This is a genomic window from Sphingobacteriales bacterium (assembly GCA_016700115.1).
Classification (GTDB): Bacteria; Bacteroidota; Bacteroidia; order Chitinophagales; family UBA2359; genus UBA2359.
Genome location: CP064999.1, coordinates 4,524,027 through 4,547,586 on the forward strand (window position 1 = coordinate 4,524,027; position 23,560 = coordinate 4,547,586).

Annotated in this window: 19 protein-coding genes and 1 pseudogene; 9 read left to right on the top strand and 11 right to left on the bottom strand. The window is 39.1% G+C overall.

Features of this window, described 5'->3' with window-relative positions:
• Positions 1-77: 77 nt before the first annotated feature.
• Positions 78-962, top strand: a complete 885-nt coding sequence (locus IPM47_16175; protein ID QQS28382.1) for an alpha/beta fold hydrolase — start codon at positions 78-80, stop codon at positions 960-962.
• Positions 963-1,207: 245 nt separating this feature from the next.
• Here IPM47_16175 and IPM47_16180 read toward each other — a convergent pair whose 3' ends face one another.
• The 5 genes from IPM47_16180 to IPM47_16200 all read right to left on the bottom strand — a co-directional run bounded on the left by IPM47_16180 (position 1,208) and on the right by IPM47_16200 (position 6,173).
• Entirely contained in the window at positions 1,208-2,860 is a 1,653-nt protein-coding gene (locus tag IPM47_16180; protein ID QQS28383.1) for a tetratricopeptide repeat protein, read from the bottom strand.
• On the bottom strand, positions 2,832-2,984 hold the full coding sequence (locus tag IPM47_16185) for a hypothetical protein (protein ID QQS28384.1): 153 nt from the start codon (positions 2,982-2,984) through the stop codon (positions 2,832-2,834). The genes IPM47_16180 and IPM47_16185 overlap by 29 nt, the downstream gene beginning before the upstream one ends.
• Before the next feature lie 553 nt (positions 2,985-3,537).
• The gene (locus IPM47_16190) at positions 3,538-3,945 is read right to left on the bottom strand and encodes a hypothetical protein (GenBank protein QQS28385.1); all 408 of its coding nucleotides are present in this window, start codon (positions 3,943-3,945) and stop codon (positions 3,538-3,540) included.
• A gap of 168 nt (positions 3,946-4,113) precedes the next feature.
• Positions 4,114-5,193, bottom strand: a complete 1,080-nt coding sequence (gene aroC / locus IPM47_16195; protein QQS28386.1) for a chorismate synthase — start codon at positions 5,191-5,193, stop codon at positions 4,114-4,116.
• Positions 5,194-5,204: 11 nt separating this feature from the next.
• Positions 5,205-6,173, bottom strand: a complete 969-nt coding sequence (locus IPM47_16200) for a hypothetical protein (protein QQS28387.1) — start codon at positions 6,171-6,173, stop codon at positions 5,205-5,207.
• A 109-nt stretch (positions 6,174-6,282) separates the two neighbouring features.
• Here IPM47_16200 and IPM47_16205 point away from each other — a divergent pair, with 109 nt between their 5' ends.
• From IPM47_16205 to IPM47_16215, 3 genes are all read left to right on the top strand, one after another.
• Complete coding sequence (locus tag IPM47_16205; GenBank protein QQS28388.1) at positions 6,283-7,368, top strand: agmatinase family protein; 1,086 nt, start codon at positions 6,283-6,285, stop codon at positions 7,366-7,368.
• A 220-nt stretch (positions 7,369-7,588) separates the two neighbouring features.
• Positions 7,589-8,644: a PhoH family protein gene (locus IPM47_16210; GenBank protein QQS28389.1), complete on the top strand. Its 1,056-nt coding sequence runs from the start codon at positions 7,589-7,591 to the stop codon at positions 8,642-8,644.
• A gap of 74 nt (positions 8,645-8,718) precedes the next feature.
• Positions 8,719-10,233 carry an aminotransferase class V-fold PLP-dependent enzyme gene (locus IPM47_16215; protein ID QQS28390.1) on the top strand — a complete coding sequence of 505 codons (1,515 nt, stop codon included), beginning with the start codon at positions 8,719-8,721 and terminating at the stop codon, positions 10,231-10,233.
• 14 nt (positions 10,234-10,247) lie between these two features.
• Here IPM47_16215 and IPM47_16220 read toward each other — a convergent pair whose 3' ends face one another.
• From IPM47_16220 to IPM47_16240, 5 genes are all read right to left on the bottom strand, one after another.
• Positions 10,248-10,856 carry a hypothetical protein gene (locus IPM47_16220; GenBank protein ID QQS28391.1) on the bottom strand — a complete coding sequence of 203 codons (609 nt, stop codon included), beginning with the start codon at positions 10,854-10,856 and terminating at the stop codon, positions 10,248-10,250.
• The gene (locus IPM47_16225) at positions 10,853-11,386 is read right to left on the bottom strand and encodes a DinB family protein (protein ID QQS28392.1); all 534 of its coding nucleotides are present in this window, start codon (positions 11,384-11,386) and stop codon (positions 10,853-10,855) included. The genes IPM47_16220 and IPM47_16225 overlap by 4 nt, the downstream gene beginning before the upstream one ends.
• A 56-nt stretch (positions 11,387-11,442) precedes the next feature.
• Complete coding sequence (gene mazG / locus IPM47_16230) at positions 11,443-12,213, bottom strand: nucleoside triphosphate pyrophosphohydrolase (protein ID QQS28393.1); 771 nt, start codon at positions 12,211-12,213, stop codon at positions 11,443-11,445.
• A gap of 119 nt (positions 12,214-12,332) precedes the next feature.
• Positions 12,333-12,656 (bottom strand): hypothetical protein, encoded by a 324-nt coding sequence (locus IPM47_16235; GenBank protein ID QQS28394.1) that lies wholly within the window; start codon positions 12,654-12,656, stop codon positions 12,333-12,335.
• Positions 12,657-12,836: 180 nt separating this feature from the next.
• Positions 12,837-14,939 (bottom strand): SUMF1/EgtB/PvdO family nonheme iron enzyme, encoded by a 2,103-nt coding sequence (locus IPM47_16240; GenBank protein QQS28395.1) that lies wholly within the window; start codon positions 14,937-14,939, stop codon positions 12,837-12,839.
• Positions 14,940-15,546: 607 nt separating this feature from the next.
• Here IPM47_16240 and IPM47_16245 point away from each other — a divergent pair.
• The 5 genes and pseudogenes from IPM47_16245 to IPM47_16265 all read left to right on the top strand — a co-directional run bounded on the left by IPM47_16245 (position 15,547) and on the right by IPM47_16265 (position 20,953).
• Positions 15,547-16,647: a carboxylate-amine ligase gene (locus IPM47_16245; protein ID QQS28396.1), complete on the top strand. Its 1,101-nt coding sequence runs from the start codon at positions 15,547-15,549 to the stop codon at positions 16,645-16,647.
• 145 nt (positions 16,648-16,792) lie between these two features.
• A complete protein-coding gene (locus IPM47_16250) occupies positions 16,793-17,629 on the top strand; it encodes a GMP synthase (GenBank protein QQS28397.1) in 837 nt (278 codons plus the stop codon).
• A gap of 73 nt (positions 17,630-17,702) precedes the next feature.
• Positions 17,703-18,906: pseudogene (locus IPM47_16255) on the top strand (hypothetical protein).
• A 47-nt stretch (positions 18,907-18,953) separates the two neighbouring features.
• Positions 18,954-19,736, top strand: a complete 783-nt coding sequence (locus IPM47_16260) for a hypothetical protein (GenBank protein QQS28398.1) — start codon at positions 18,954-18,956, stop codon at positions 19,734-19,736.
• Positions 19,736-20,953, top strand: coding sequence for a DUF4350 domain-containing protein (locus IPM47_16265; GenBank protein ID QQS28399.1), 1,218 nt, complete (start codon positions 19,736-19,738; stop codon positions 20,951-20,953). The genes IPM47_16260 and IPM47_16265 overlap by 1 nt, the downstream gene beginning before the upstream one ends.
• Positions 20,954-20,970: 17 nt before the next feature.
• Here the strand turns inward: IPM47_16265 and IPM47_16270 are convergent, their stop codons facing one another.
• Entirely contained in the window at positions 20,971-23,553 is a 2,583-nt protein-coding gene (locus IPM47_16270) for a DNA gyrase/topoisomerase IV subunit A (protein QQS28400.1), read from the bottom strand.
• Between the last annotated feature and the right edge of the window lie 7 nt (positions 23,554-23,560).

Below are 23,560 nucleotides of genomic sequence, written 5' to 3' on the forward strand. Positions count from 1 at the left end.
GGCAATTTTTGTTGAGTAAATGTTTGGTATAGACCAAGATTCTTAAGATTTGAACCCTGCATCTTTGCAAAAAAAAAATGAAAACAGATTTTTTGGACAAATACGAATATCCATTTACCTCAAACTATTTTACTGTAAATGGAAGCCGGCTTCATTATATTGACGAGGGGCAGGGAAATACCATTTTATTTGTTCATGGAACCCCTTCCTGGAGTTTTGATTTCAGAAATGTAATTAAACTGTTGTCTCCGCATTACCGCTGTATAGCCATTGATCATATCGGTTTTGGACTTTCCGATAAACCTTCAAACTACGATTACAGCACCAAAAATCACAGTGAAACCCTTGTAAAATTTATTGAAGAATTGAAGTTGGACAAAATTACCTTAGTTCTTCATGATTTTGGCGGACCAATCGGCTTAAACTATGCGGTCAGGTTTCCGGAAAAGGTAAAACAGTTAGTTCTGTTGAATACATGGATGTGGAGCAGTGCAAATGAACCGGAGTTTATAAAGTTTGCTAAAATCTTAAAAAGTCCGCTTTTACCTTTTCTTTACCTGTATTTAAACTTCTCTTCGCGCTTCTTATTGCCTAAATCCTTTGGCGCAAATAAGTTGAGTAAAAAATTATTAACTCAATACACCCGACCTTTTCCGAACAGCAACAGCCGCAAAGGCCCCCTGACATTCGCAAAATCTTTGTTAAATGACCAACCTTGGTTTGAAGAACTTTGGAACCAAAGAGGGATGATAGCCGATAAGCCAACCCTCTTTATCTGGGGAATGAAAGACCCTTTTATTACCCCAAAATATTTAACCAAATTCCAGTCCGGTTTTACCAGTTCAAAAACCATTACTTTAGAAACCTGCGGACATTTCCCGCAGGAAGAACAACCCGCTTTGGTAGGTCAGGCAATATTATCATTTTTAGAATCAGAATCTAAAACTGAGGATTTGCTTTAGCTTACTAAGCTATAGCTCTAAATCTTTTGAATAGTAATTTTGTATTTTAAAATTGTCTATTTTATAAAATTATAATTGAGATGGTTCAAAAGACAATTTCAGATTGATTTTTCGAGGAGATAAAATCGCAAAAAGTCGTATTTTCTTATTTCACTCAGATTAGGTACTAAAGTAATTTATACACAGAGTTTGTTTTTACATATTCAACTGCCATTTCATTAGGTCCGGGTTATTGAATATATTAACTATATAGTTTCTACAAAATACATGTCTATCTCTCCTTTATGCTTAGCTTCGATTTTTCCTCTATACTCGAACTTAAATTTATTTTTCACCAACTCATAAGTTGTTCCACTGATATTTACTTTCCCTGCTTCACTGCTGGATTCCATCCTGCTAGCAGTATTAACAGTATCTCCCCAAATATCATAAGAATATTTTTTAATCCCGACTATTCCAGCAACTACAGGCCCTGTATGAACTCCAATTCTTATTTCAAAAAATAACTTGCCTACTGTTTCCCTTTCATTTTTATGTTTGATCATAAATTGCTGCATATCCAATGCTGCTTGAATAACATCAACAGCATGTGTGGCATTTGGCACCGGCAATCCGCCTGCACACATGTAACTGTCGCCAATCGTTTTTATCTTTTCCACACCGTATTTTTGAACTATATTATCAAAGGCTCGAAAGCAGGTGTCAATCTCGGTAACCAATTCTTGCGGAGACAGTTTTTCTGAAATTTGTGTAAATCCTTTAAAGTCGGTGAACAACACTGTAACTTGATCAATAAGCTTTGCTTCTGAACTCCCTTTTTGTTTAAGCTCTTTTGCTGTTTCTTCAGGCAGGATATTGAGTAAAAGCTGATCGCTGATTTTTTTACCATGGTAAATTGAATATGCGAGCGCAATCACTAAAAATAAACCTAAAACTGTAGCATATAAACCCAATCGCTGTTTTTGGGTTCGCTCTTTTAGCACTTGTTCTTTACCGGCATACTGAAGCGAGTCGGCCAGCTGTTGTAAATTGTGTTCGTACTGTAGAGATTGGCGTAATAAATTTTTGCCATTTTCTTCGTTGATAACAGAATCGCGAATCTGAATACTTGTAACATAATCAGAAAGTGCTTCTTTAAACCTTCCCTTATGTTGCAACATTTCGCTTCGAAGCAAATACGAATGGTCCAAATCACGAAGAAATCCATTTTCTCTACCCAATGCAATACTTTGATTGATATAATAAAAGGCACTGTCATTGCTTTTCCACTGATGGTGCAAATTGGCAATATCTCTGTAGATTAAAAACTTCCCAAGATTGTGATTGATTTCTTCTCTGTATTTTCTTGAACGATGATAAAAACGATATGCCGAATCCAATTTTGACTCTTTTAAGTATATATTGCCCTGGATATTTGACACCCAACCCAAAGCGCCATACTGACCTTCTTTGTTGTCTTTTATTTTAAGCAGGTAAGAAATACATAATTCATTATAATACAGTGCTGAATCAATTTTTTGTAATTCAATAAATATTGATCCAAGATTTCCATAAGCAATCCCAATAAAATAGGGGTCGTCCTGACTTAATGCTGCATCCAATGATTTGATTTGGTATTTTAAAGCTTCCTCAATATTGCCCTGATTTTTATGTGATGATGAGAGGTTGTTGTAGGCAAGACTTACCGAACTCTTAATTTCAGATTTTTCTGCAATGGCAACTTCTTCCATGTGAAATTGAATTGACTTTTTAATATCGCCAACATACTCATAAGCTGTCGCCAACAGATTATAGATATCAATCTTGGTTTTTAGTTTGGAGTGCCCAGTTTTTGAAAACTCAACCCCCTCATGTATTAGTTTATTGGCTTCATTCAGATATTTTAATGCTTCGGGCATAAGTCATACGAAGACTGTCCACTGTTGTTGTATCATACTTGTTAATTAACTCCATAACTTCATTATTCCATTGAGCTGTAACTTGTATGCTAAAGACAAGAAAAAAGATAAATAAGTATCTCATTATAAAGTCAGTTTTAAATACAGGATTTGCATTTAGTCAATTTATCTCAAATGGAGAGCAGTTTATCAAGGACAAACCATTTGTACTACTAATATTCATCTGCGATAAACACAAAGCTATAAAAAATTGATAAGTATGCTTCTTCTTAAATCAAAAGAGAAATCAATAAAAATTGTATCATATTTAATACAGACACTTCTGTAATACCTCCGTAATCATTTCGCACTGATACTCAATATATTTTCTTAGGTATCTCAAACTATGGAATCTTAACAGAACCGCTATCTCTCCTTTTGCTGTAAATACAAAGGACTGTTGTATAATACAATTTTACTTGACTAAAAGTGGCTGATAATGCCGGAAAGTTTTAGTAGGGACTGTTCTAGAAAGCAGGAAGTTAAGACAGTATTATCCTTAACTTATGCAATAAGCTTGATTTGGATTATGCCAAACTTTTTGAGAGATTAAATGGGAACGCAAACTTAACAATCTTGTGAAAAGTGTTGAAACCCCTATGTAAATAGTCCTTTTATTTTAATTTGATGCCAATTTATCAGCCCATAATCATTGAAATAGGGTGATTTAAATCAAACAAAGCAAATTTTTTTGACTTTATAAAGTATAAAATTGACTTTCCAAAAATTTTTGAAACAGGATTTGAACCGTTTCTTACTTCCTTGTTAGAATTTGAAGCAGGAAACAACCTGTTTCTTTCTTCATTTGAAGCTGTTAAAATAAGAATTGGATGGTTTCTTGTTTCATGGAAGATTATTAAAGTAAGAAATGAACCGTTTCTTGTTTCATGGAAGATTATTGAAGTTAGAAATGAACCGTTTCTTGTTTCATGGAAGATTATTGAAGTTAGAAATGAACCGTTTCTTGTTTCATGAATGATTTTTAAAGTAAGAAATGAGGTGTTTCTTGTTTCATTATTCACCCTTATCTTTCTTTGGGTTTTCAAATTTTACGGATAGTAGTGATTTGTTTTAAAACCTCTTTAGCATTAGCAATCAATAGGGTTTTATTAAAATGCCGGACTTTTCAGTTTTTGTAAATTTTCAAACAAATGGTTAAAGCTATAACCTGTCGTTTTAAATTTCTTGAAGAACACCTGCAATTTGACCACTTGCTAAACAACAGCCTGTTTCAGTAACAGAAAATCGGCAATGACTAATGCTGCCATCGCTTCAACAATTGGAACGGCCCGGGGTAAGACACAGGGGTCGTGTCTGCCAATACCTTCTACCATCACCGGATTTCCATATATATCAATGGTAGGTTGAGGTTTTAATATTGTAGCTACAGGTTTAAAAGCAACCCTGAAATAAATATCCATTCCGTTGCTGATACCTCCCTGAATACCTCCGGAATAATTGGTATGAGTGTCAATTTTGCCTTCTGAGTTAACAAAAAACAAGTCATTGTGCTCAGAACCTTTCATCGAAACGCCATTAAAACCGGATCCAAATTCAAAACCTTTTGCAGCATTGATGCTTAACATAGCCATTCCGAGCCGGGCATGTAGTTTGTCGAAAACAGGTTCTCCCAAACCGGGAGGAAGTCCTGAAATCACGGCACTGACCACTCCTCCGATGGTATCACCTTGTTTTCTGATTTTTTTAATCAAATCGGACATGTCAGCGGCCATTTCCACATCGGGGCAACGAACTTCGTTTTGTTCGACATTGTTTTTGTCAAGTTGGGTATAAGGCGTTTTTAAAATCAAATGCCCTACCTGACTGACATATCCCCAAACATTAATTCCATGTTTTGCCAATAACATTTTAGCGATTGCACCTGCTGCAACTCTGGCAGCAGTTTCCCGTGCAGATGAGCGTCCTCCGCCTCTGTAATCCCTGATTTTGTATTTTTCCTGCCAGGTAAAATCGGCATGAGACGGGCGAAACTTGTCTTTCAGATGGTTGTAATCTTTTTCGCGTTGATCGGTGTTCCTAATCAACATGGAAATAGGCGCGCCTGTACTTTTCCCTTCAAAAATGCCCGACAAGATTTCGACTTTATCTTTTTCCCTTCGCTGAGATACCAAAGAAGATTGACCGGGTCTTCGCCGGTCTAATTCATATTGAATAAAATCGAGGTCAATGGTCAATTCTGCAGGACATCCATCAATCACCACACCTATAGCCGGGCCATGAGATTCGCCAAAAGTGGTAATGCGAAAAATCTTTCCGAAACTGTTGCCCGGCATATCCAAAAGTTTTAGTCAATAGTGAGGCGGTGGGTAAATTTTTTGCCGGCTTGTTTAATCAAAATCAGGAAGGTTCCTTTGCGGTAAAGGTTGAAGTCGGGAATAAACTTGCTGTAATTTCCTGTTACATTTTCAGAGTAAAGTAAACTGCCAACAACATCGTAAATTACAAAATCGGCCGGCTCTGCATTAGGAACAGAAAAAGAAAATCTGAAATATCCTTCTTTGTAATCCGGTTTTACGGTAAATTTTTCAACCGGCAGTTGTTCATAATTTAGGATGGATTTATCTCTGGAATTGAGGGTGGACATATCGAACATATCACATTCTGCCAAAGTGATTTGAACAGTCGGATAAGTTCCGGTAGATTGAGAATAGGTTTCAGTTTCCCAACTCAAAGACTCGGCCAAAGGAGGAATAGGTTGTCCTTCCATATTGACCCAACTATTGGTATATCCTCCTTCATCTGCAATGCGCTCTTTTTTTGCCGGAGAGATGGTTGTTCTTTTGGTATAGGTTTTTCCGTTCGCATCGGTTTCGGTGGTAGTAAATCTTTTGGTGCCATCGGGCAATTCCTCGACTACTGCCCCTTCAGGTATTTTGACAAAGTCTTCAGGTTTCAGCGTGTTTTCGTGTGAAATGCTCGGTGAGATGTCTAAAGTAACCGTTTTCTCTGTTGTACCGAAAGTTTTACCTTCGCGGTCTTTCCATACTGCGGGGTCTTCCATGATTTCTTCCGTTGCTATGGTTACCTGACGTTTTCCGTCAACGCCTTCATTTGCGATACTTTTTTGATCATAACCCAAAGATTTCAGCACCATTTCAATATCTGTTCCAGCTTTTAATATGGTATCAATGGTTGCTACCCCATTTTTATTTGAATCTGTAATCACCAAACGGATTTTACCGGGATTTTGAGCAACAAGTCCGGCACAATTAAATGTAAAGGCAACCAGAAAAATTAAGGACAACTGTTTCATTATGAATAGGTGTTGAAGCAGAAGAAAAATAATATTAGATGCAAAGTTAAGGGTTTGTTCTGATAAGCAATAAAAAATAGCTAATATTGCACGAAACTACCCATCTTAAATGCCCATTCAGCCCACAAAAGCAGACAAAATTGCCAAATTTAACCCAAGTGGGGTTGGCAATACTTCTTCAGGAATATTCGGGTTGCCCTTTGATTATTCCGATTCTGAAATTGTGATTATCCCGGTTCCCTGGGAAGTTACCACTTCTTACGGAGGAGGCACCGCTTTGGGTCCGGAGGCTGTTTTGAAAGCATCGCCCCAATTAGATTTATATGATTTTGACGTTCCGGATGCCTGGAAAATCGGCTTTCATTTATTGCCTATCAGTCAGGAATGGCAACAGAAAAACATAATTCTTCGCGAAAAGGCCATCCATTACATTAATTTTTTGGAATTAGGCGGAAAGGTAGAAAACAACATTCATTTGTATTCGATATTGGCGGAGATAAACTCCACCGCCTATCATTTGAATCAATGGTTAATCAGAGTGGCTTCTAAAATTTTGGCCGATGGTAAAATTCCTGCCGTATTAGGTGGTGATCACAGCACTCCGTTAGGCCTGATAGAAGCACTATCAAAAAAACATGCCGGTTTCGGTATTTTACAAATTGATGCTCATGCCGATTTGAGGAAAAGTTACGAGGGATTTGTTTTTTCTCATGCCTCCATTATGTACAATGCCTTAAAGTATCCTCAGGTCAGCAAATTGGTACAGGTAGGGGTTCGGGATATTTGTGAAGAAGAGGTTAACATGATTGAATCTTCCGAAAATAGAATTATCACTTTTTACGACCATGACATCAAAAGACGAACAGTCATCGAAAACAGTATTTCATGGTCAGAACTTTGCAATGAAATCATCGGCCATTTACCTGACAAGGTCTATATCAGTTTTGATATAGACGGATTAGATCCCAAACTGTGCCCCAATACCGGCACTCCGGTTCCGGGAGGGTTTGAGTTACAACCGGTTTTTTATCTGCTTTCGCAAGTAGTTGCTTCAGGTAGAGAAATCATAGGTTTTGATCTTTGTGAAGTAGCTCCATCGTCCAATAACGGGAACGAATGGGATGCAAATGTCGGAGCAAGGGTATTGTATAAGTTATCTGCACTTGCTGGAATTCAACGATTAGCAAAGCAATAATTGTTTGTTTATGCAGCATTTACCTGTTTTCATCTTGATAATTCCATTTTATATTTTGTAAAATATTTCCTTAAGTCGCGATTCTGTCAAGACTTTGTAGGTTTTCAATTTAACTTTGCATCTCGAACCCATGATTTTTCCGGATAGCCCGGTTTTTTTAAAAAATTAATTGCGAACATTCAAACAAACCTTTTCTCTGGTTTAAAACCCCATCATCAATTTGAGCGAAGTAAAAATTACCGTTGCAGGCGTTAATCTGGTAGAGTTTTTCGGAGTAAATAATTCTAAATTTGATGTAATCCGCCGTGCTTTCCCTAAGTTAAAATTAGTCAATAGAGGAAATATAATTCAGGCTATCGGAGATGACGAGCAGATCATGATTTTTGAAGAGAAGGTGAATGTCATTACCGATTTTATTTTTCAGTTTGGCTCCATCTCTTTAATCAATATAGAAGAGATTCTCGCCGGAACTGCTCCTACAAATGTACCGGTCGAACACAATAAAGACCTGATACTTTACGGCCCTTATGGCAATGCGATTAAAGCACGCACACCGAACCAAAAAAGAATGGTTCACCAAATTGAAGACAACGATATTGTGTTTGCCATCGGTCCTGCAGGAACCGGTAAAACTTATACGGCAGTTGCGTTGGCAGTCCGGGCATTAAAAAACAAATTGGTCAAAAAAATTGTCCTGACCCGTCCGGCGGTAGAAGCCGGTGAAAACCTCGGTTTTCTTCCCGGAGATTTAAAAGACAAAGTTGACCCTTACCTTCGCCCCCTTTACGATGCGCTTGACGATATGATTCCAATCCCAAAACTCAACGAGTTTATGGCAAACAGAGTCATCGAAATTGCACCCCTTGCTTTTATGCGGGGACGCACGATTGACAATGCTTTTATCATTTTGGACGAAGCACAAAATGCGACGAACCTTCAGTTAAAGATGTTTTTAACCAGATTAGGCCCTTCTGCAAAAAGCATCATCACCGGTGATTTGACCCAGATAGATTTGCCGAAAAACCAAAAATCGGGATTAGATAAAGCCATCCGGATACTTGAAGATATTAAAGGTATTGGCGTGGTTTATTTAAACGAGGAAGATGTAATCAGGCATAGGTTGGTGAAGAAAATCATCAAGGCTTACGAAAATGTGGAATTAGAAGAACAGGCATACCGGGAAAAAAAGCGGGAGTTAATGAATAATTCCGAACTCACAACCTCCGACAACCAAAATCCGGTTAAAAAAGAAGCCCCTGATCTCGAAAATAAATAGCTAAGAAGTGATACTTGTTCAGTCTGTTCAGGTTTCACTATAATTATTGTATTTTTGCGGTAAATTCTATCAAAATGACCGCCAATACTGTCATTCCTTTAAAACACCCGCACAAAAGCCGGTTAGAAGCGTATTTTACCGCTTTCAGAAATCAAATTGTCGGTTATCAACAGTTTTTTCAAACCCCTTATGGACAACAACGACTGCTTTATGCCGACTGGACGGCAAGCGGTCGTCTTTATGCTCCTATAGAACATCGTTTATCCGAAGAACTTGGCCCCTATGTTGGGAACACCCACACAGAAACCACAGAAACCGGAAAGGCTATGACATTAGCTTATCACAAAGCTCAAAAAATCATAAAATCGCATGTCAACGCCAACGCAAATGATGTTTTGCTGCTTGCCGGAACGGGAATGACCGGAGCAGTTAACCGGTTACAAAGAATACTCGGGCTTCGGTTGCCTGAAAAATGGTCGCCGCTTTGTAATATTCCCGAAATTGAACGTCCGGTTGTTTTTGTAACGCACATGGAACATCATTCCAATCATACTTCCTGGTTAGAAACAATCGCTACGGTTGAATGTATTTTACCAGACGAACAAGGATTGGTGAACCTCCATAACCTGGAACAATTGTTGGACAAATATCAGGACCGGCAAGTCAAGATTGCTTCCGTTACTGCTTGTTCAAATGTAACGGGAGTTCAAACTCCTTATCATGAAATTGCCCGGATGATGCACAGACACGGGGGATTGTGTTTTGTAGATTTCGCCTGCTCGGCTCCTTATATTAAAATTGACATGCACCCGGAACAGGACGAAGAAGCAAAATTAGATGCCATTTATTTTTCACCGCATAAATTTTTAGGAGGTCCCGGAACGCCGGGAGTGCTGATTTTTGATTCAAAACTTTATACCAACAAAGTGCCCGATTGTCCGGGAGGGGGCACCGTAGCCTGGACCAATCCCTGGGGCGAACACCGGTTTTGGGACGATATAGAAGCAAGGGAAGACGGAGGCACTCCTGCTTTTCTGCAAACCATCAAAGCAGCCATGGCAATACAGTTGAAAGAGTTGATGAACCCCGAAAAAATGTTGCTTCGTGAAAAAGAGTTGCTGGAAATTTTATTTACCGGACTGAAAAAAATAGACAAACTCCATATTTTGGCCGAAAACATCGAAGACCGGTTAGGGGTGATTTCCTTCTATATTGAAGACCTTCATTACAACCTCGGGGTCAGAATTTTAAATGACCGTTTTGGAATTCAGGTGCGCGGTGGTTGCTCTTGTGCCGGAACTTACGGGCATTTCCTGTTGAATATTCCGGAATCAATTTCTCATAATATCACCCATCAGATTGATGAAGGCGATTTATCAAACAAACCGGGATGGATTCGCGCTTCCATTCATCCGGTTATGACCGACGAAGAGGTTGTTTTTTTGGTCAGTGCAATCAAACAATTGGCCATCCATCACAAAGAATGGGGTAAAGATTATACCTATAACTCCCATACCAACGAGTTTTGTCATCTTTCAGGAACAGATAGCGTTCAAACAATTGTGAACAGTTGGTTTGACTGGGATTAAACTCTACGTGGCTTTTACCGGATTTTCCCCAATAACAAGCATAATTCTGCTCCGCCTATAAATCTTTCAGGATTCAAGTTGGTAAAACCCGCTATTTCAAGTCCAAACCTTTTCAGTAAATTAAAGTCAACCACTCCCCTTAAGTTTAAGCCAACTGTCGTTTCAATCCGGCGGTTTATCTGATAATTGCTGCCAAACCATCCGGGAGTTTGAGGAGTGAAATAGGCCTTATTGTTGAACACAAGGGAGGGTCCGGTTTCAAAACCATATTTTATCCTCTCTTTGCGTGTATTGAACATCATTTTATAAGCTACTGTTGCCAGGTGGAAATAGTCCTGAGGCTGACAATTTCCAAAAATGCAAAGCCCTGCATGATAATCATCGGGTTTGTTGGATGCATCATGAGTAATAAAGCGATACCCAAAATGAATACCCTTGTTTTTGGCAGGTAAAATACTAAATCCAGCCCCCATAGTACCTCCGGTTCCACCTCCACTTCCAAAATTCAGAAAGTATTGTTCCGGTTTTACTTTCGGATTTAGTTCCTGCGCCTTTAAATTGAACCATACATTCAAAGACAAAAAAGCCAGGAAGAGAATATGTGAAAATTCAATTGTTCTCATGTTCCGGTATTTTGATTAGCAGAAACTAAATGGTGTTGTGTATGGTAGATGGTAAAAAACAATATTTCCCGCAGCGTTAATTTCCCCAATAACGGATGAGGAAGCAAAATACTGTCTAATTCTTTCTCGGTTACTGTAGCCAGGTTATCCTTTATCAGATCTAATTGTTTTTGATAAGATTGCAATAACTTTTCTTTATCGTCTTTGGTAATCCTTTTAGGCAGGTATTCAGAGGTTGATACGCCACCTTCGGCCAAAGCCTTTGTATAAATCTCTACTACATGGGAATAGGTCTTGCTTTCCCTGCCGCTTTTTCCAAACATCGTGCGAAGTACCAAACGCGGTAACTGAAGGGCGCGGTTAATGGGTTTTATGCTTTTAATGAGATGCTCCAAATGCTGCCCTGCATTCCATTTACCGGTTGCCGTAGCCACAAAATGCTCGTCGGATAAATGAACCATATAATTGGAAAACCGGGTAAATGCTTCGGTCAGGGCTTGTTGAATTTCAGGTTTTGAAAAAGGGGTCATGTCTTTAAGAATTGTTGTTAATCTATTAATTTAGTGGGGCATGTCTGTAAATAAAATCAGGGGAAAACTTTCTTCACCTCATTCCAGATTTCATCCATTTCCTGAAGGGTCATATCGGACAATCGTTTGCCGTTTGCCTCCGCTATAATTTCCATTTTCTGAAAACGGGAAATAAATTTCAGGTTGGTTTTTTCAAGAGCCAATTCCGGGTCAATGTCAACAAACCGGGCATAATTGACCAAAGCGAACAATACATCTCCAAATTCTTTGGTTTGTTCTTCTTTGGTTTGATGCAATAACGACCATTTAAATTCATTCAGTTCTTCTTCTACTTTTTCCCAAACCTGATCTGCGGTGTCCCAGTCAAAACCTACTTTTCGGGCTTTTTCCTGAACTCTGACAGATTTTATCAATGCCGGTAAAGAGGAAGGTACGCCTTCTAAGGCTGACTTTTTACCCTCGCTTAATTTAATTTGTTCCCAGTTGCGCTTTACCTCTTCTTCTCCCGACACCTCTACCCCACCGTAAATGTGCGGATGTCTTCGGATTAACTTATCACATAAGGAATTGATCACCGATTCAATGTCAAATGATTCTTGTTCTGCTCCGATTTTTGAGTAAAATACGATATGCAACAGTAAATCCCCCAACTCCTCTTTAATTGCGTTCATATCGCCTTTTGCAATTGCATCGGATAACTCATAAGTTTCCTCAATGGTCAGTGGTCTTAGCGATTCGATGGTTTGCTTTTGATCCCATGGACATTGTTCTCTCAGGTCGTTCATAATCAACAGAAGCCGTTCAAATGCCGCCGTTTTGTTTTGCATACTACTCTATATTTTTTTTTAAATGGGGTACCTGTTTCATTCAGTTTCACAACCCGATTAGAAGCAAAATTACATTTTTTTAAACTTATCGCATATCTCCGGCGTTTTTATACCAAACACTAAATCATGTTCCCGGTAACACTTCTTCTAACTCTTATTTTGCTTGTAATTGCAGTGGCAGGTATCGGAATGCGAATTTTACTTATCAAAGACGGGCAATACAGAGGGTCATGTTCCAGTAACAATCCGATGTTGGAAAAACAAATCGGCAAATGCACGGTTTGCGGCCGGGAAAGCGGGGAAGCCTGCGGTAAAGAGGAGGTGAAGTAACCCATATCAAAACATCGTGGGATGGATTGATGATTGACAAATTTTGATGGATGATTGACGGTTTTTAACGCTGTCAGCGTTTTATCGGTTGAATCCAACGAAATTCCAGACAAAACCCAGAATGTCTGTTTTAAAATTCTGCCCTCCCCTTCTTCAGGTTATCTCTTCGTTTGCCAGTTAAAAAAAACTTGCTACACTTTGCAACCGCTTCGTTCCGCTTTGCCTATTTAAGTGCAAACTCATGTCACAACTTCAGCTTAAAGGTAAAAAAAGGAAAAGCATAACAGCCGGAACTACGGGACGACCACAAGGCGGAAGCCGCCGCTGCCGTAGCGGTTACCGGGGAGGAAGAGGTGGCGGTAAGCCAGCCGGCAGAACCGCCAACCGCCGTCCCAACCACCGCCGCGCAAAACGCGTAACGCACCGGTTGATGGACCCTTTGGGTTGTTAGAGGGGCTGTTTTTGTAGTATTCCGAATCAAACCAATCGCTGCACCATTCCCAAACGTTGCCACTCATATCGTACAAACCTAATTCATTGGGAGTTTTTTCCCCTACAGGATGTGTTGTACCGCTCGAATTTTCGTAGTACCATCCCACTTCGCTCAAAGCGTTGCTGCCTGAATATAGGTAACTTCTGCTTCTATTACCCCCTCGCGCAGCAAATTCCCATTCCGCTTCGGTAGGAAGGCGATATTTTCTACCGGTTTTGTTGTTCAGCTTGAATAAAAACTCCTGAATGTCGTTCCATGATATCTGTTTTACCGGGCATTGGTTACAGCTTTCATGGTAACTTGGGTTGTTCCCCATCACAGATTGCCATTGTGCTTGCGTTACTTCATATTTTCCCATTTTAAAACTGCTCACTGTAACTTGATGTTGATATTCATCATTTCTGCGGCCAGCTTCGAAGTCGGGGCTGCCCATCATAAATGTTCCCCCTTCTACATAGACCATATCGGCGGCAAAGGGGTCGTTTACTTTCGTACTGCTGCTACTGCTTGGTTTATTACTTGGGGAAGTTTTATTGTCTGCAGGTTTAGGATTATTAATGCTGTTGCCATTTATGTTATCGTTAAGAGGGGTTTTCTTTTCTGTTATTGTTTCATTGTTCTTGGGAGGGTTTAATTGTGCTTCGCATTTCTTTACTAAGTTGTTGGCTTGCAAATTATTGGGTTCAATTTTTAAGATTGATTGTGCTTTCTCTTTAGCTTCATTGTAGCGATTTTCTACAAACAAGGCATTCGCTTCGTTTAGCAATCTTTCAACTTGTTCGACAGTATCGTTGTTTGTCTGAACAGATGCAATAGGAATGCTATCGGTTGTTGTGTCTTTTTGGATGACAATCGGCTCATCAGTATCATTAGGCAAAAAAATAATTAACCCCAATAATATTGCGAATAGTAGTGCTGCCGTGGCAAATACGATAGTATATTTAGGTTTCGGTTTGTTTTTATTCTCCGTCGTAACTTCCGTATTCCTGCCTTTAGCACTCTTCTCATCAATAAATGTTGTATCCAAAACCAAATTCTTACTGATAAACTCCAACAACTCCCCGGCACTCTGCACCCTGTCTTTAGCGTTTCGCACCAAGCACCGGGCAATGATGCCGTTAAACGGGGCAGGGAAACTTTTAATGACCTCGGAGGGTATCGGCTTATCTAAAATATTCCCTATAATTTGCCCCTGTGTGTTTCCTTCGCTCCGCCTGCCAAACAGCGACTTTCCCATAAAATAGTCACACAAAATAACTCCTAATGCCCATAAGTCGGCGTTGGCGTGGACGTGATTTCCCATGCCGTACTTGGTAACGTTCAACTGCTCGGGAGCCATATATTCATAAGTTCCGACCATGCTCACGCTGCTTTCCAGATTACCGCTCATTTCTTTGGCCACATTAAAATCGGCAATCTTGGGTATGGGTTTTCCTTCGTTGTTGTAAAAAATCAGGATATTACCCGGCTTGATATCGCGGTGGATGATGCTGCCCTTATCAGTCGTAGAGTCGGGTTTGTGCAGGTAGTCCAATCCCCGAAGGATGCCTTTAACCACTTCCAGCAACTCCCCATTATCCGGTTTCTTATTCAGGTAACCTGTCAGGTCGCCACCTTCTATCAGTTCCATCACCCCGTACTGCGTTTCGTGGGTTTCTCCGTCATCAAATTTTCTGACGACCGTGAAAAAGTCATAAGCCCGCACGATGTTTCCATGTGCAAATTGGATAGACTTTTGAAACTCTTCCCTAATGCCGTACTTTAGGCTATCGGCAGTAAGAAACTTTTTTAGGGCTACGAATATACCCCTTTGCTTGTCGTAGGCCTTAAACACTTCGGCAAGCCCTCCTTTGCCAATCAGGTCGGTATCGGGATTGTATTCGTAACGGTCGTTTAACAGCATGAGGGAAAGTTTAAAGTGAAAAACTAAAAGTGAAAAACTAAAAACTAAAAGTGAAAAACTAAAAGTTTATGGTGAAATATAATGGGAGCTATGTGTTTTGCTTGGGTTAGATTTTGGGTTTGCAAAAATAATCAATTATCTCTATTATGTTTTATTATTGATGTTTGTTGTTGTTCCGTTTAGGCAATATGCTGTGTGATATTTTGGCGTTAAACATTAAAATTATGGACTTCGTTAAAATTGGTATGGACTTCCGATTTTTATAAATGGTTGATAATGAGATAGTTATTGCATTTTCAATGGTCAATTATTAGTGGTCATCTACTTGTAAGATGGCATCGAATTGAACCCCTTGCTGAATACACGGTTTTGGGTGCTTTTTGCAAAACCTTATAGTTGTTGAACTGTTATCGAATAAAAACGGTAACACTGATTCTAAGACATTATCATTTGCATGGTTTGTTGTCCTAAAAAATCACATAGGAATTAAAGGTATTTGACAAAAGTATTCTTCGGTTTTAAAGGGTATTACTATATTTGCACTTAATGTTTTAACTTTGCCTTGATTATATAAAGCAACAATCATTCTTCCAGCCAATCAGCTTATATGCAGCCAAAATTTACACTCGGAATCGAAGAAGAGTATATGGTGATTGACCCCGAAACCCGAGAACTGAAATCGCACGACCAACGAATTGTTGAAATGGCTGCTAAAACCCTTGATGACAAGGTAAAAGCCGAAATGCATCAGGCAGTTGTTGAAGTAGGAACGACAATTTGTGATGATGTCGAACATGCAAGAAGGGAAATCACCCATTTAAGACGTGCGGTTTCAGACATAGCACAAAGTATCGGATTAAGAATAGGTGCATCAGGCACCCATCCTTTTTCACATTGGTCAACCCAGCTCATCACCCCAAATCCGCGATATGAAGATATCATCAATGAGATGCAGGAGGCAGCCCGCTCAAATCTCATTTTCGGATTACACGTACATGTTGGAATTGCCGATAAAAATCTGGCCATCCATATAGCCAATACGGTGCGGTATTTTTTACCTCATGTCTATGCCCTTTCTACCAATTCCCCTTTTTGGGAAGGCAGAAACACAGGGTTCCGGTCTTTCAGAACCAAGGTCTTTGATAAGTTTCCGCGAACAGGAATACCTGACTTTTTTAACAGCTACGCCGAATTTATCAGCTATGTTAATCTTTTGGTAAAAACCGGATGTATTGACAATGCCAAAAAAATATGGTGGGACATCAGAGTGCATCCTTTTTTCGATACCATCGAGTTTCGCATTTGCGATATCCCTCTTTTAGTCGAAGAAACCATTGCTATCGCTGCAATTTTTCAGGCTTTGGTCGCCAAAATTTATAAACTGAGAAGCCAAAACCTGAACTTTATGATATACCCTCGCGCTCTGATAAACGAAAACAAATGGCGGGCAAGCAGATACGGCATTGATGGCAATTTGATTGATTTTGGAAAAGAAATGGAAGTTCGCGCCAGATCTTTAATCATCGAATTGCTCGAATTTATTGATGATGTCGTGGATGATCTCGGCAGCAGAAATGCCGTGAATTATGTACACACCATTTTGGAAAACGGAACCGGTGCAGATCGTCAGCTTGCAGTTTACGAAGAATCCGGAAGCCTGATTAAAGTAGTTGATTATATTTTGGAACAAACTTTGCAAGGAGTTTAACATGCGCTAACTTTTACCTCCTTTTAAAAAACAACAAAACTTGCCGCCTTACTGAGAAAAAATACAGCGAAAGTCATAACTCCTCCGCAGTAACTTATTGGTAACAGGCAAGTCAAAACATTTTTAGTGAAAATTATTACTCAATATGCCTTCTCCTTATGCGCGTGTCGCAATTATTGATATGTATGACGGTCATGCCAATCAAGGCATGAGAAGCATACTCGAAATTATTGACACTTTTTCTCTTCAAAAAGATGCCGATATAGAGTACAAGGTTTTTAATACCAGAGGTAACGCTGAGGTTCCCGGTTTGGATTACGATTTATATATTTCTACCGGTGGCCCCGGTAGTCCTTTAGATAGTGCCGGCAGTTTATGGGAAAAGCGGTATTTTGCTCTTATAGATAACATCATGCGGCATAATTTACTCTGCCCTTACAACAAAAAAAGCGTTTTTCTGATCTGCCATTCCTTCCAGATTTTCTGCAGATATTATGGTCTTGCTCATGTATCGCTCCGCAAATCCACTTCTTTTGGCATTATGCCAATTCATAAAACGGAGATGGGTAAATCCGAACCCTTGTTTGAAGATCTTAACAATCCTTTTTGGGCGGTGGACTCCCGCGATTATCAGGTTACTAAACCCAATATTGAACAAATAAAGGCAATGGGCGGTAATGTGCTCTGTATCGAAAAATTTCGTCCCCACGTTCCTTTAGAAAGAGCGGTCATGTGTATCCGTTTCAATGATTCTATCATCGGCACACAGTTTCATCCCGAAGCAGATCCCTTCGGGTTTTTTCATTATTTACAATTGGAGGAAAAGAGAAATCTGCTCATCAAACAACATGGGGAGCAAAAGTATTACGACACCCTGTTTCATCTTGAAGACCCGGATAAACTGGTTCATACTCACAACACTATTTTACCAAAATTTTTGGATATGACGATCAAGACAAGCAGCGAAGTTCTTATCTTTTAATGCTGATATTTTGATTTTCAGGCCTATTCTTGTTCTAAGTTAAGTCCATCTTTTAAATTTCAGTGCTACAATTATGATTCCTGCATTGCGTCAGCAGTATAACCGGGCATTTACCGAAGAAAAATACCAGGATTTTTTAAAAGATCTGGACTCCTCCTATCAGTTCCCTATTAAATTCAGGGTTGCCGAATCGCCTGTGTTTATACCTTCAGACCTTAAACGTCATTTGTTTGCAGCCTGTGATGAAATCATTGATTTTTTAGTTGACACCAACATCAATGAGCTGACAGTTCACGCAATACCTCCTTCATTAAACGTTCCGAATGAGGATAAACATACTTTGTTTCTTGGAGTTGATTTTGCGATTTGCCGGGATGAGGAAGGTCATTTAATTCCACAATTGATAGAATTGCAAGGGTTTCCCTCTTTGTTTGCCTATCAGGACTTTTTGACGGCAAAATACCGCGAACATTTCCCGGTTCCCGAAAATTTTTCACATTTGTTCTCAGGACTAAACCCGGAAACTTACCGTGAACGCTTAAAAAAAGTATTGCTCAACAACTTTGCTCCAGAAAATGTAATCCTGCTCGAAATTGAACCTCTCAAACAAAATACAGCTATTGACTTTATAGTTAATGAGCATTATACCGGAATTAAACCGGTTTGTATCAGTGAACTAATCCGGGAAGGAAGGAAATTGTATTATTTAAGGAATGGGATAAAAACACCGGTTTATCGCATCTATAACCGGGTAATATTTGACGAATTTGTCCAAAGAACCGACTTAACCTGTCAATTCAACATGACAGAAGAAGTGGATGTGGAATGGGCGGGACATCCTAATTGGTTTTTGCGAATCAGCAAATTCATCATGCCGTTTATGAAAAGCCGATATATTCCTGCCTGTAAGTTTCTGAATGATTTTGAAGTATTTCCTGAAGATTTGGACAATTATGTGCTAAAGCCGCTTTTCTCATTTTCGGGTTCCGGTGTAATTTTTCATCCGACCCAACAAGATATAGATTCCATTCCTCAAGACGAGCGGAAAAATTTCCTTTTACAGAAAAAGGTAAAATACGAGCCGGTTGTACAAACCACTGACGAAGGATTGGTAAAAACAGAAGTGCGTATCATGTATTTTTGGGAACCTGAACTTAAAAGACCTGAAAAAATTATCAGTCTTGCGCGGTTCAGTCGCGCTGATTTAATCGGGGTAAAATACAATAAAAACAAAACCCTGGGTAGGCGGTTCAGTCGCACTGTTTGAAAAAGACTGAAACGGATTACCTTTTTTAGGCGGTAATCTATGATATCAACAGTCATTTTGAAAAAGAAAATTAAACGCCCAATTTTTTCATTTTGGGTTTGGGTTTTCTTTGTTTTTTGTACTTTTTCCCATATCAAAGGTGGTGATCCCCCTAATGTATTCGAAAAAGAGTCTGATAAGTTTTTAACCCCGGATAAAGTCTCAGGTTATAAATCGCCCGAATTGCGCAATTTTGATGAGGCTGCCTTAAAAAAATTTCAATCTGACCCTGATTACCAATATCACCGCTCTGATGAAAAAGTTTCTTTTATCGGTCGTTTTTTACAGTGGTTACATAGTTTAATCGAAAGATTTTTCCCTCGTGCCGGAGTAAATAAAACTTTCGATGTGCTTCAATATGTCTTAATTGCATTCATACTGGTTTTGTTGGTCAGTTTGTTGTTGAATGTGCCAATCAATAAACTTTTTTTTCGCCGCAATTCCCGGTCAGTTGGTCCGGCTTATGAGGTATTTGACGAAAATATTCATGAGCTTGATTTCGAAGCCCTGATTTCTGAATCATTAAAACAACAAGATTACCGCAAGGCAGTAAGATTAAACTATCTTAAAGCACTGAAACAGTTGAGCGATAAAGAATTGATTGCCTGGGAAGCCTATAAAACCAATAAAGATTACCAATCTGAACTCAGACAAAGCAGATTGTACAAACCATTTACAAATATAACCCGTGCATTTAACTATGTTTGGTACGGAAATTTTACCATCAAAGAATTTGAATACTCTTCAATAAGTCTGGCATTTGAACAGTTCGGTTCAATGATTAAAGCTGAAAAAGTTTGATGCGCAATAAATTAATCATAGCGGCAATCGCACTCCTGTTTATCCTGTTAATAGTCCTGGAATTGAACCAACCCAAGAGTATAAAATGGGAGCCTGACTACACCTCTGCTTCAAAAGACCCTTTTGGTTGTGAAGTGATGTTTAGTTTGTTAAACAGTGTTTTCCCCTCTGTAGATATCAATCCGGTATCAGTTACTTTATATGAATCACTTTATTTATCGCCACAGGGTGAATTAAGCATGTTAGATAGCTCCTTTACTTCTAATTATATCATCATTACTGATAGCTTTGAGCCTGATCGAACAGATGTTGAACAATTGTTAAAATATGTGGATAAAGGCAACAACGTTTTTATTGCTGCTTCCAATTTTGGATATAAAATTCAAGATACCCTTAAATTTAGTCTGGACTATTATTTTGTTTTCAATGATACGCTAATCGGACTGAATTTTACCGACACCCTGTTAGCTTCAAATGAAGACTATAATTTTCAAACTTTCCACAGAGCTAATTATTATTTCGATAAATTCAAAACAGACAGCACTACAGTGTTGGGTATGAATATTGGAGACCGGGCTAATTTTTTACAGATAGAATATGGTGAAGGAAACTTTTATTTAAGTTCAGTTCCTGTAGCATTTACCAATTACTACTTAGTGAATGGCATCAACCATACATACGCTGAAAAAATCTTGTCCTATTTGCCGGTTGCAACTGTCTTTTGGGATGAATATTACAAACCAAATAACAAGGCTTTTGGACGCAAAGGGGATTCTCCGCTTAGGTATGTTCTTTCGATTGAGGCATTAAGATGGGCTATCTATATAGGTCTTTCCACTTTACTTCTGTTCATCTTTTTTAAATCAAAACGTATGCAGCGCATCATTCCGGTAATCAAGCCCTTGTCAAATACAACATTAGAGTTTACCAAAACAGTCGGGAACCTCTATTTTCAACATGGCAACCATAAAGATTTAGCAGAAAAGAAAATAACTTACTTTTTGTCGTGGCTCAGAACAAAACTATTCCTAAAAGACCTGACCTTTTCTCAGGCAACTTATCAATATATTTCTTCAAAAACAGGGATACCACTGAACGAAATTGTCCGTTTGTTCAATACCATAGAAGACATCAATCAAAAAACATCAATTCATGCCGAAGAATTAATGGTTTTGAGCCGTAACATAGAACGTTTTTACAAACATTTTGAATCCTGACCAGAAACAGGTTTCTGTTAAAACAACTCTCCCTGTTCTTTTTCTGAAGTTTCAGCCGGAGAATCTTCTACCGGTAGTGCTGTTTCTGAATGAACTTTTTTTCTGGCTTCAATGCTGTTTTGTTCTACTTTGGTAATTTTATAGGATGTGATTTTGTTGCCCAAAGTACGCCAACCCTGAACATTGACGGCTTCATCTAAATCCACAACTGTATGTCCTTTGGTCTTAGATTTGTCGGTGATATAATGATAGACAATACTGACTTGTGAAGATGTGGACACAAACAATAGTTCGAATTTTTTATCTTCTCCTGTAAAGTAGAACTTTTGCCCGGTTTTCACCACATCAATCTGAAAGCGCTTTACATAATAAGCCTTTTTCTCAGGATGGTAATAAATGGCAGAAACTACGGTTTGAGGGTTATACTTTTCAACAATTGAAATCGTCGGCAAATCAAAACGGTTACTCAGTTCATAATCCGTCAACTCAAAACTGCCATCTTTGTGAATAATGGTAATGCGGTCTCCCGTGTCAAATTCACCCAACAGTTTTCCACGTCCATCTGTGTTGAGGCGGCCAATACTTTCATCCAGCCAAATTTTTCTCCCCCCCTGAGTGGAAGCTCCTACTCCTTTTTGCACCACTTTTCTGATGGGGTGCGGAGTCAGAATATTGCCTTTTGCATCCCGGCCTTTTATAAGCAATTCGCCAAAATCGTATTCGAATTCTTTTATTTTAGCCTTGCTTGTAGGATGGAGAGAAATCAAAACTTTTTCTGCTTCGCTGTTTGGGTGGACGGAAAGATAGAGGAGTTTTGAACCTTTACCTGCTCCTGAAGTCATGTCGTATTCCTTATCGCGGGTAATGGCAGTTACTGCGAATCGTTTGACAAAGTTTTTGCCGGCTGTTGCATCTAAATAAATGGCGTGATAAATTCGCCGTTCATCGTTTTTCCGCCAAACATCAATATGTACAATGTCTTTTCCTACAAATGTTTTTTCTGAAACTTTAGTAACCAAAAACCTGCCGTCAGCACGAAACACAATGATATCATCAATATCGGAGCAGTCTGTAACGTATTCGTCCTTTTTCAGACCATAGCCCATAAAACCGTCTTTTCTGTTGACGTACAATTTTTGATTGGCTTGTGCTACCTGAGCAACTGCAATGGTATCAAAATTTCTCAACTCGGTCTTACGCTCTCTGCCTTTGCCATATTTCTTTAACAAATCGTTAAAATAACCGATGGCATATTCAGTCAAGTGATCAAGATGATGTCTGATTAAGGCAATTTCTTCTTCTAAAGATTTAATAGCATCCTCTGCTTTAAATGAGTCATATTTGCTGATGCGCTTAATTTTAATTTCTGTCAGCCTGATAATATCATCGCGGGTTACTTCTCTGATGAAGTCTTTGACATAAGGTTTCAATCCTTTGTCTATAGTATCAATGACTGCCTCAAAAGTTTCACATTCTTCTATTTTCCGGTAAATGCGTTTTTCTATAAAAATCTTTTCAAGCGATGCAAAAAACAACCGCTCCAACAGGGTTTTAAGTTTAAAAGAAAGCTCTGCTTTCAGCAACAACAAGGTATGTTCGGTAGAAAATTTGAGCAACTCATCTACTCCAATAAATCGCGGTTTTTTGTCTATAATCAAACAACAGGAAGGCGAAACAGATACTTCGCAGTCTGTAAATGCATAAAGGGCATCAATTGTAACATCAGGAGATACCCCCGGAGGAAGTTCTATGCTGATTTCTACTTCTTTTGCAGTATTGTCAATTACTTTTTTGATTTTAATTTTTCCTTTATCATTGGCTTTTATGATTGACTCAATAAGGCTGGAGGTAGTTGTACTAAATGGAATTTCACGTATAATAAGCGTTTTTTTATCCGGGGTTTCAATTTTTGCCCTGATTCTAACCTTACCGCCACGTTGTCCTTCCCGATAATCAGAGCAGTCTGCCATCCCTCCGGTCATAAAATCCGGATACAGGGTGAAGTCTTTTCCCTGTAAAATGGCAATCGAAGCCTTACACAATTCCTGAAAATTATGCGGTAAAATCCGGGTCGAAAGACCTACGGCAATTCCGTCAACGCCTTGTGCCAACAGTAAAGGAAATTTTAAAGGCAGGTTGACAGGCTCTTTTTTTCTGCCGTCATAAGAAAGCTGCCATTCCGTAATGTCAGGATTAAAAGCAACTTCAAGGGCAAATTTTGACAACCTTGCTTCAATATAACGAGCAGCGGCGGCACTGTCTCCTGTTCTAAAATCTCCCCAGTTTCCCTGAGTATCAATGAGCAGGTTTTTTTGTCCTAAGTTAACCAGTGCTTCATAAATTGAGGCATCACCATGGGGATGATATTGCATAGTTTGACCGATGACATTGGCTACCTTGTTGTAGCGTCCATCATCCATTTCTTTCAAAGCATGCATTAATCTGCGCTGAACAGGCTTCAGTCCATCTTCAAGTGTAGGAACTGCTCTGTCTAAAATCACATAGGATGCATACTCCAAAAACCAGGTTTTGTATAAATCATTGACATGGGTAACTTCATGACTGCCACTATGGGGAGGGGTTCCGTTTTTTTCAGACATTGTGGAA

Coding starts and splice junctions, on each gene's coding strand:
- IPM47_16175 (QQS28382.1), top strand. CDS start 78: ATGAAAACAGATTTTTTGGACAAATACGAATATCCATTTACCTCAAAC.
- IPM47_16180 (QQS28383.1), bottom strand. CDS start 2,860: ATGCCCGAAGCATTAAAATATCTGAATGAAGCCAATAAACTAATACAT.
- IPM47_16185 (QQS28384.1), bottom strand. CDS start 2,984: ATGAGATACTTATTTATCTTTTTTCTTGTCTTTAGCATACAAGTTACA.
- aroC (QQS28386.1), bottom strand. CDS start 5,193: ATGCCGGGCAACAGTTTCGGAAAGATTTTTCGCATTACCACTTTTGGC.
- IPM47_16200 (QQS28387.1), bottom strand. CDS start 6,173: ATGAAACAGTTGTCCTTAATTTTTCTGGTTGCCTTTACATTTAATTGT.
- IPM47_16205 (QQS28388.1), top strand. CDS start 6,283: ATGCCCATTCAGCCCACAAAAGCAGACAAAATTGCCAAATTTAACCCA.
- IPM47_16215 (QQS28390.1), top strand. CDS start 8,719: ATGACCGCCAATACTGTCATTCCTTTAAAACACCCGCACAAAAGCCGG.
- IPM47_16220 (QQS28391.1), bottom strand. CDS start 10,856: ATGAGAACAATTGAATTTTCACATATTCTCTTCCTGGCTTTTTTGTCT.
- IPM47_16225 (QQS28392.1), bottom strand. CDS start 11,386: ATGACCCCTTTTTCAAAACCTGAAATTCAACAAGCCCTGACCGAAGCA.
- mazG (QQS28393.1), bottom strand. CDS start 12,213: ATGCAAAACAAAACGGCGGCATTTGAACGGCTTCTGTTGATTATGAAC.
- IPM47_16240 (QQS28395.1), bottom strand. CDS start 14,939: ATGCTGTTAAACGACCGTTACGAATACAATCCCGATACCGACCTGATT.
- IPM47_16245 (QQS28396.1), top strand. CDS start 15,547: ATGCAGCCAAAATTTACACTCGGAATCGAAGAAGAGTATATGGTGATT.
- IPM47_16250 (QQS28397.1), top strand. CDS start 16,793: ATGCCTTCTCCTTATGCGCGTGTCGCAATTATTGATATGTATGACGGT.
- IPM47_16265 (QQS28399.1), top strand. CDS start 19,736: ATGCGCAATAAATTAATCATAGCGGCAATCGCACTCCTGTTTATCCTG.
- IPM47_16270 (QQS28400.1), bottom strand. CDS start 23,553: ATGTCTGAAAAAAACGGAACCCCTCCCCATAGTGGCAGTCATGAAGTT.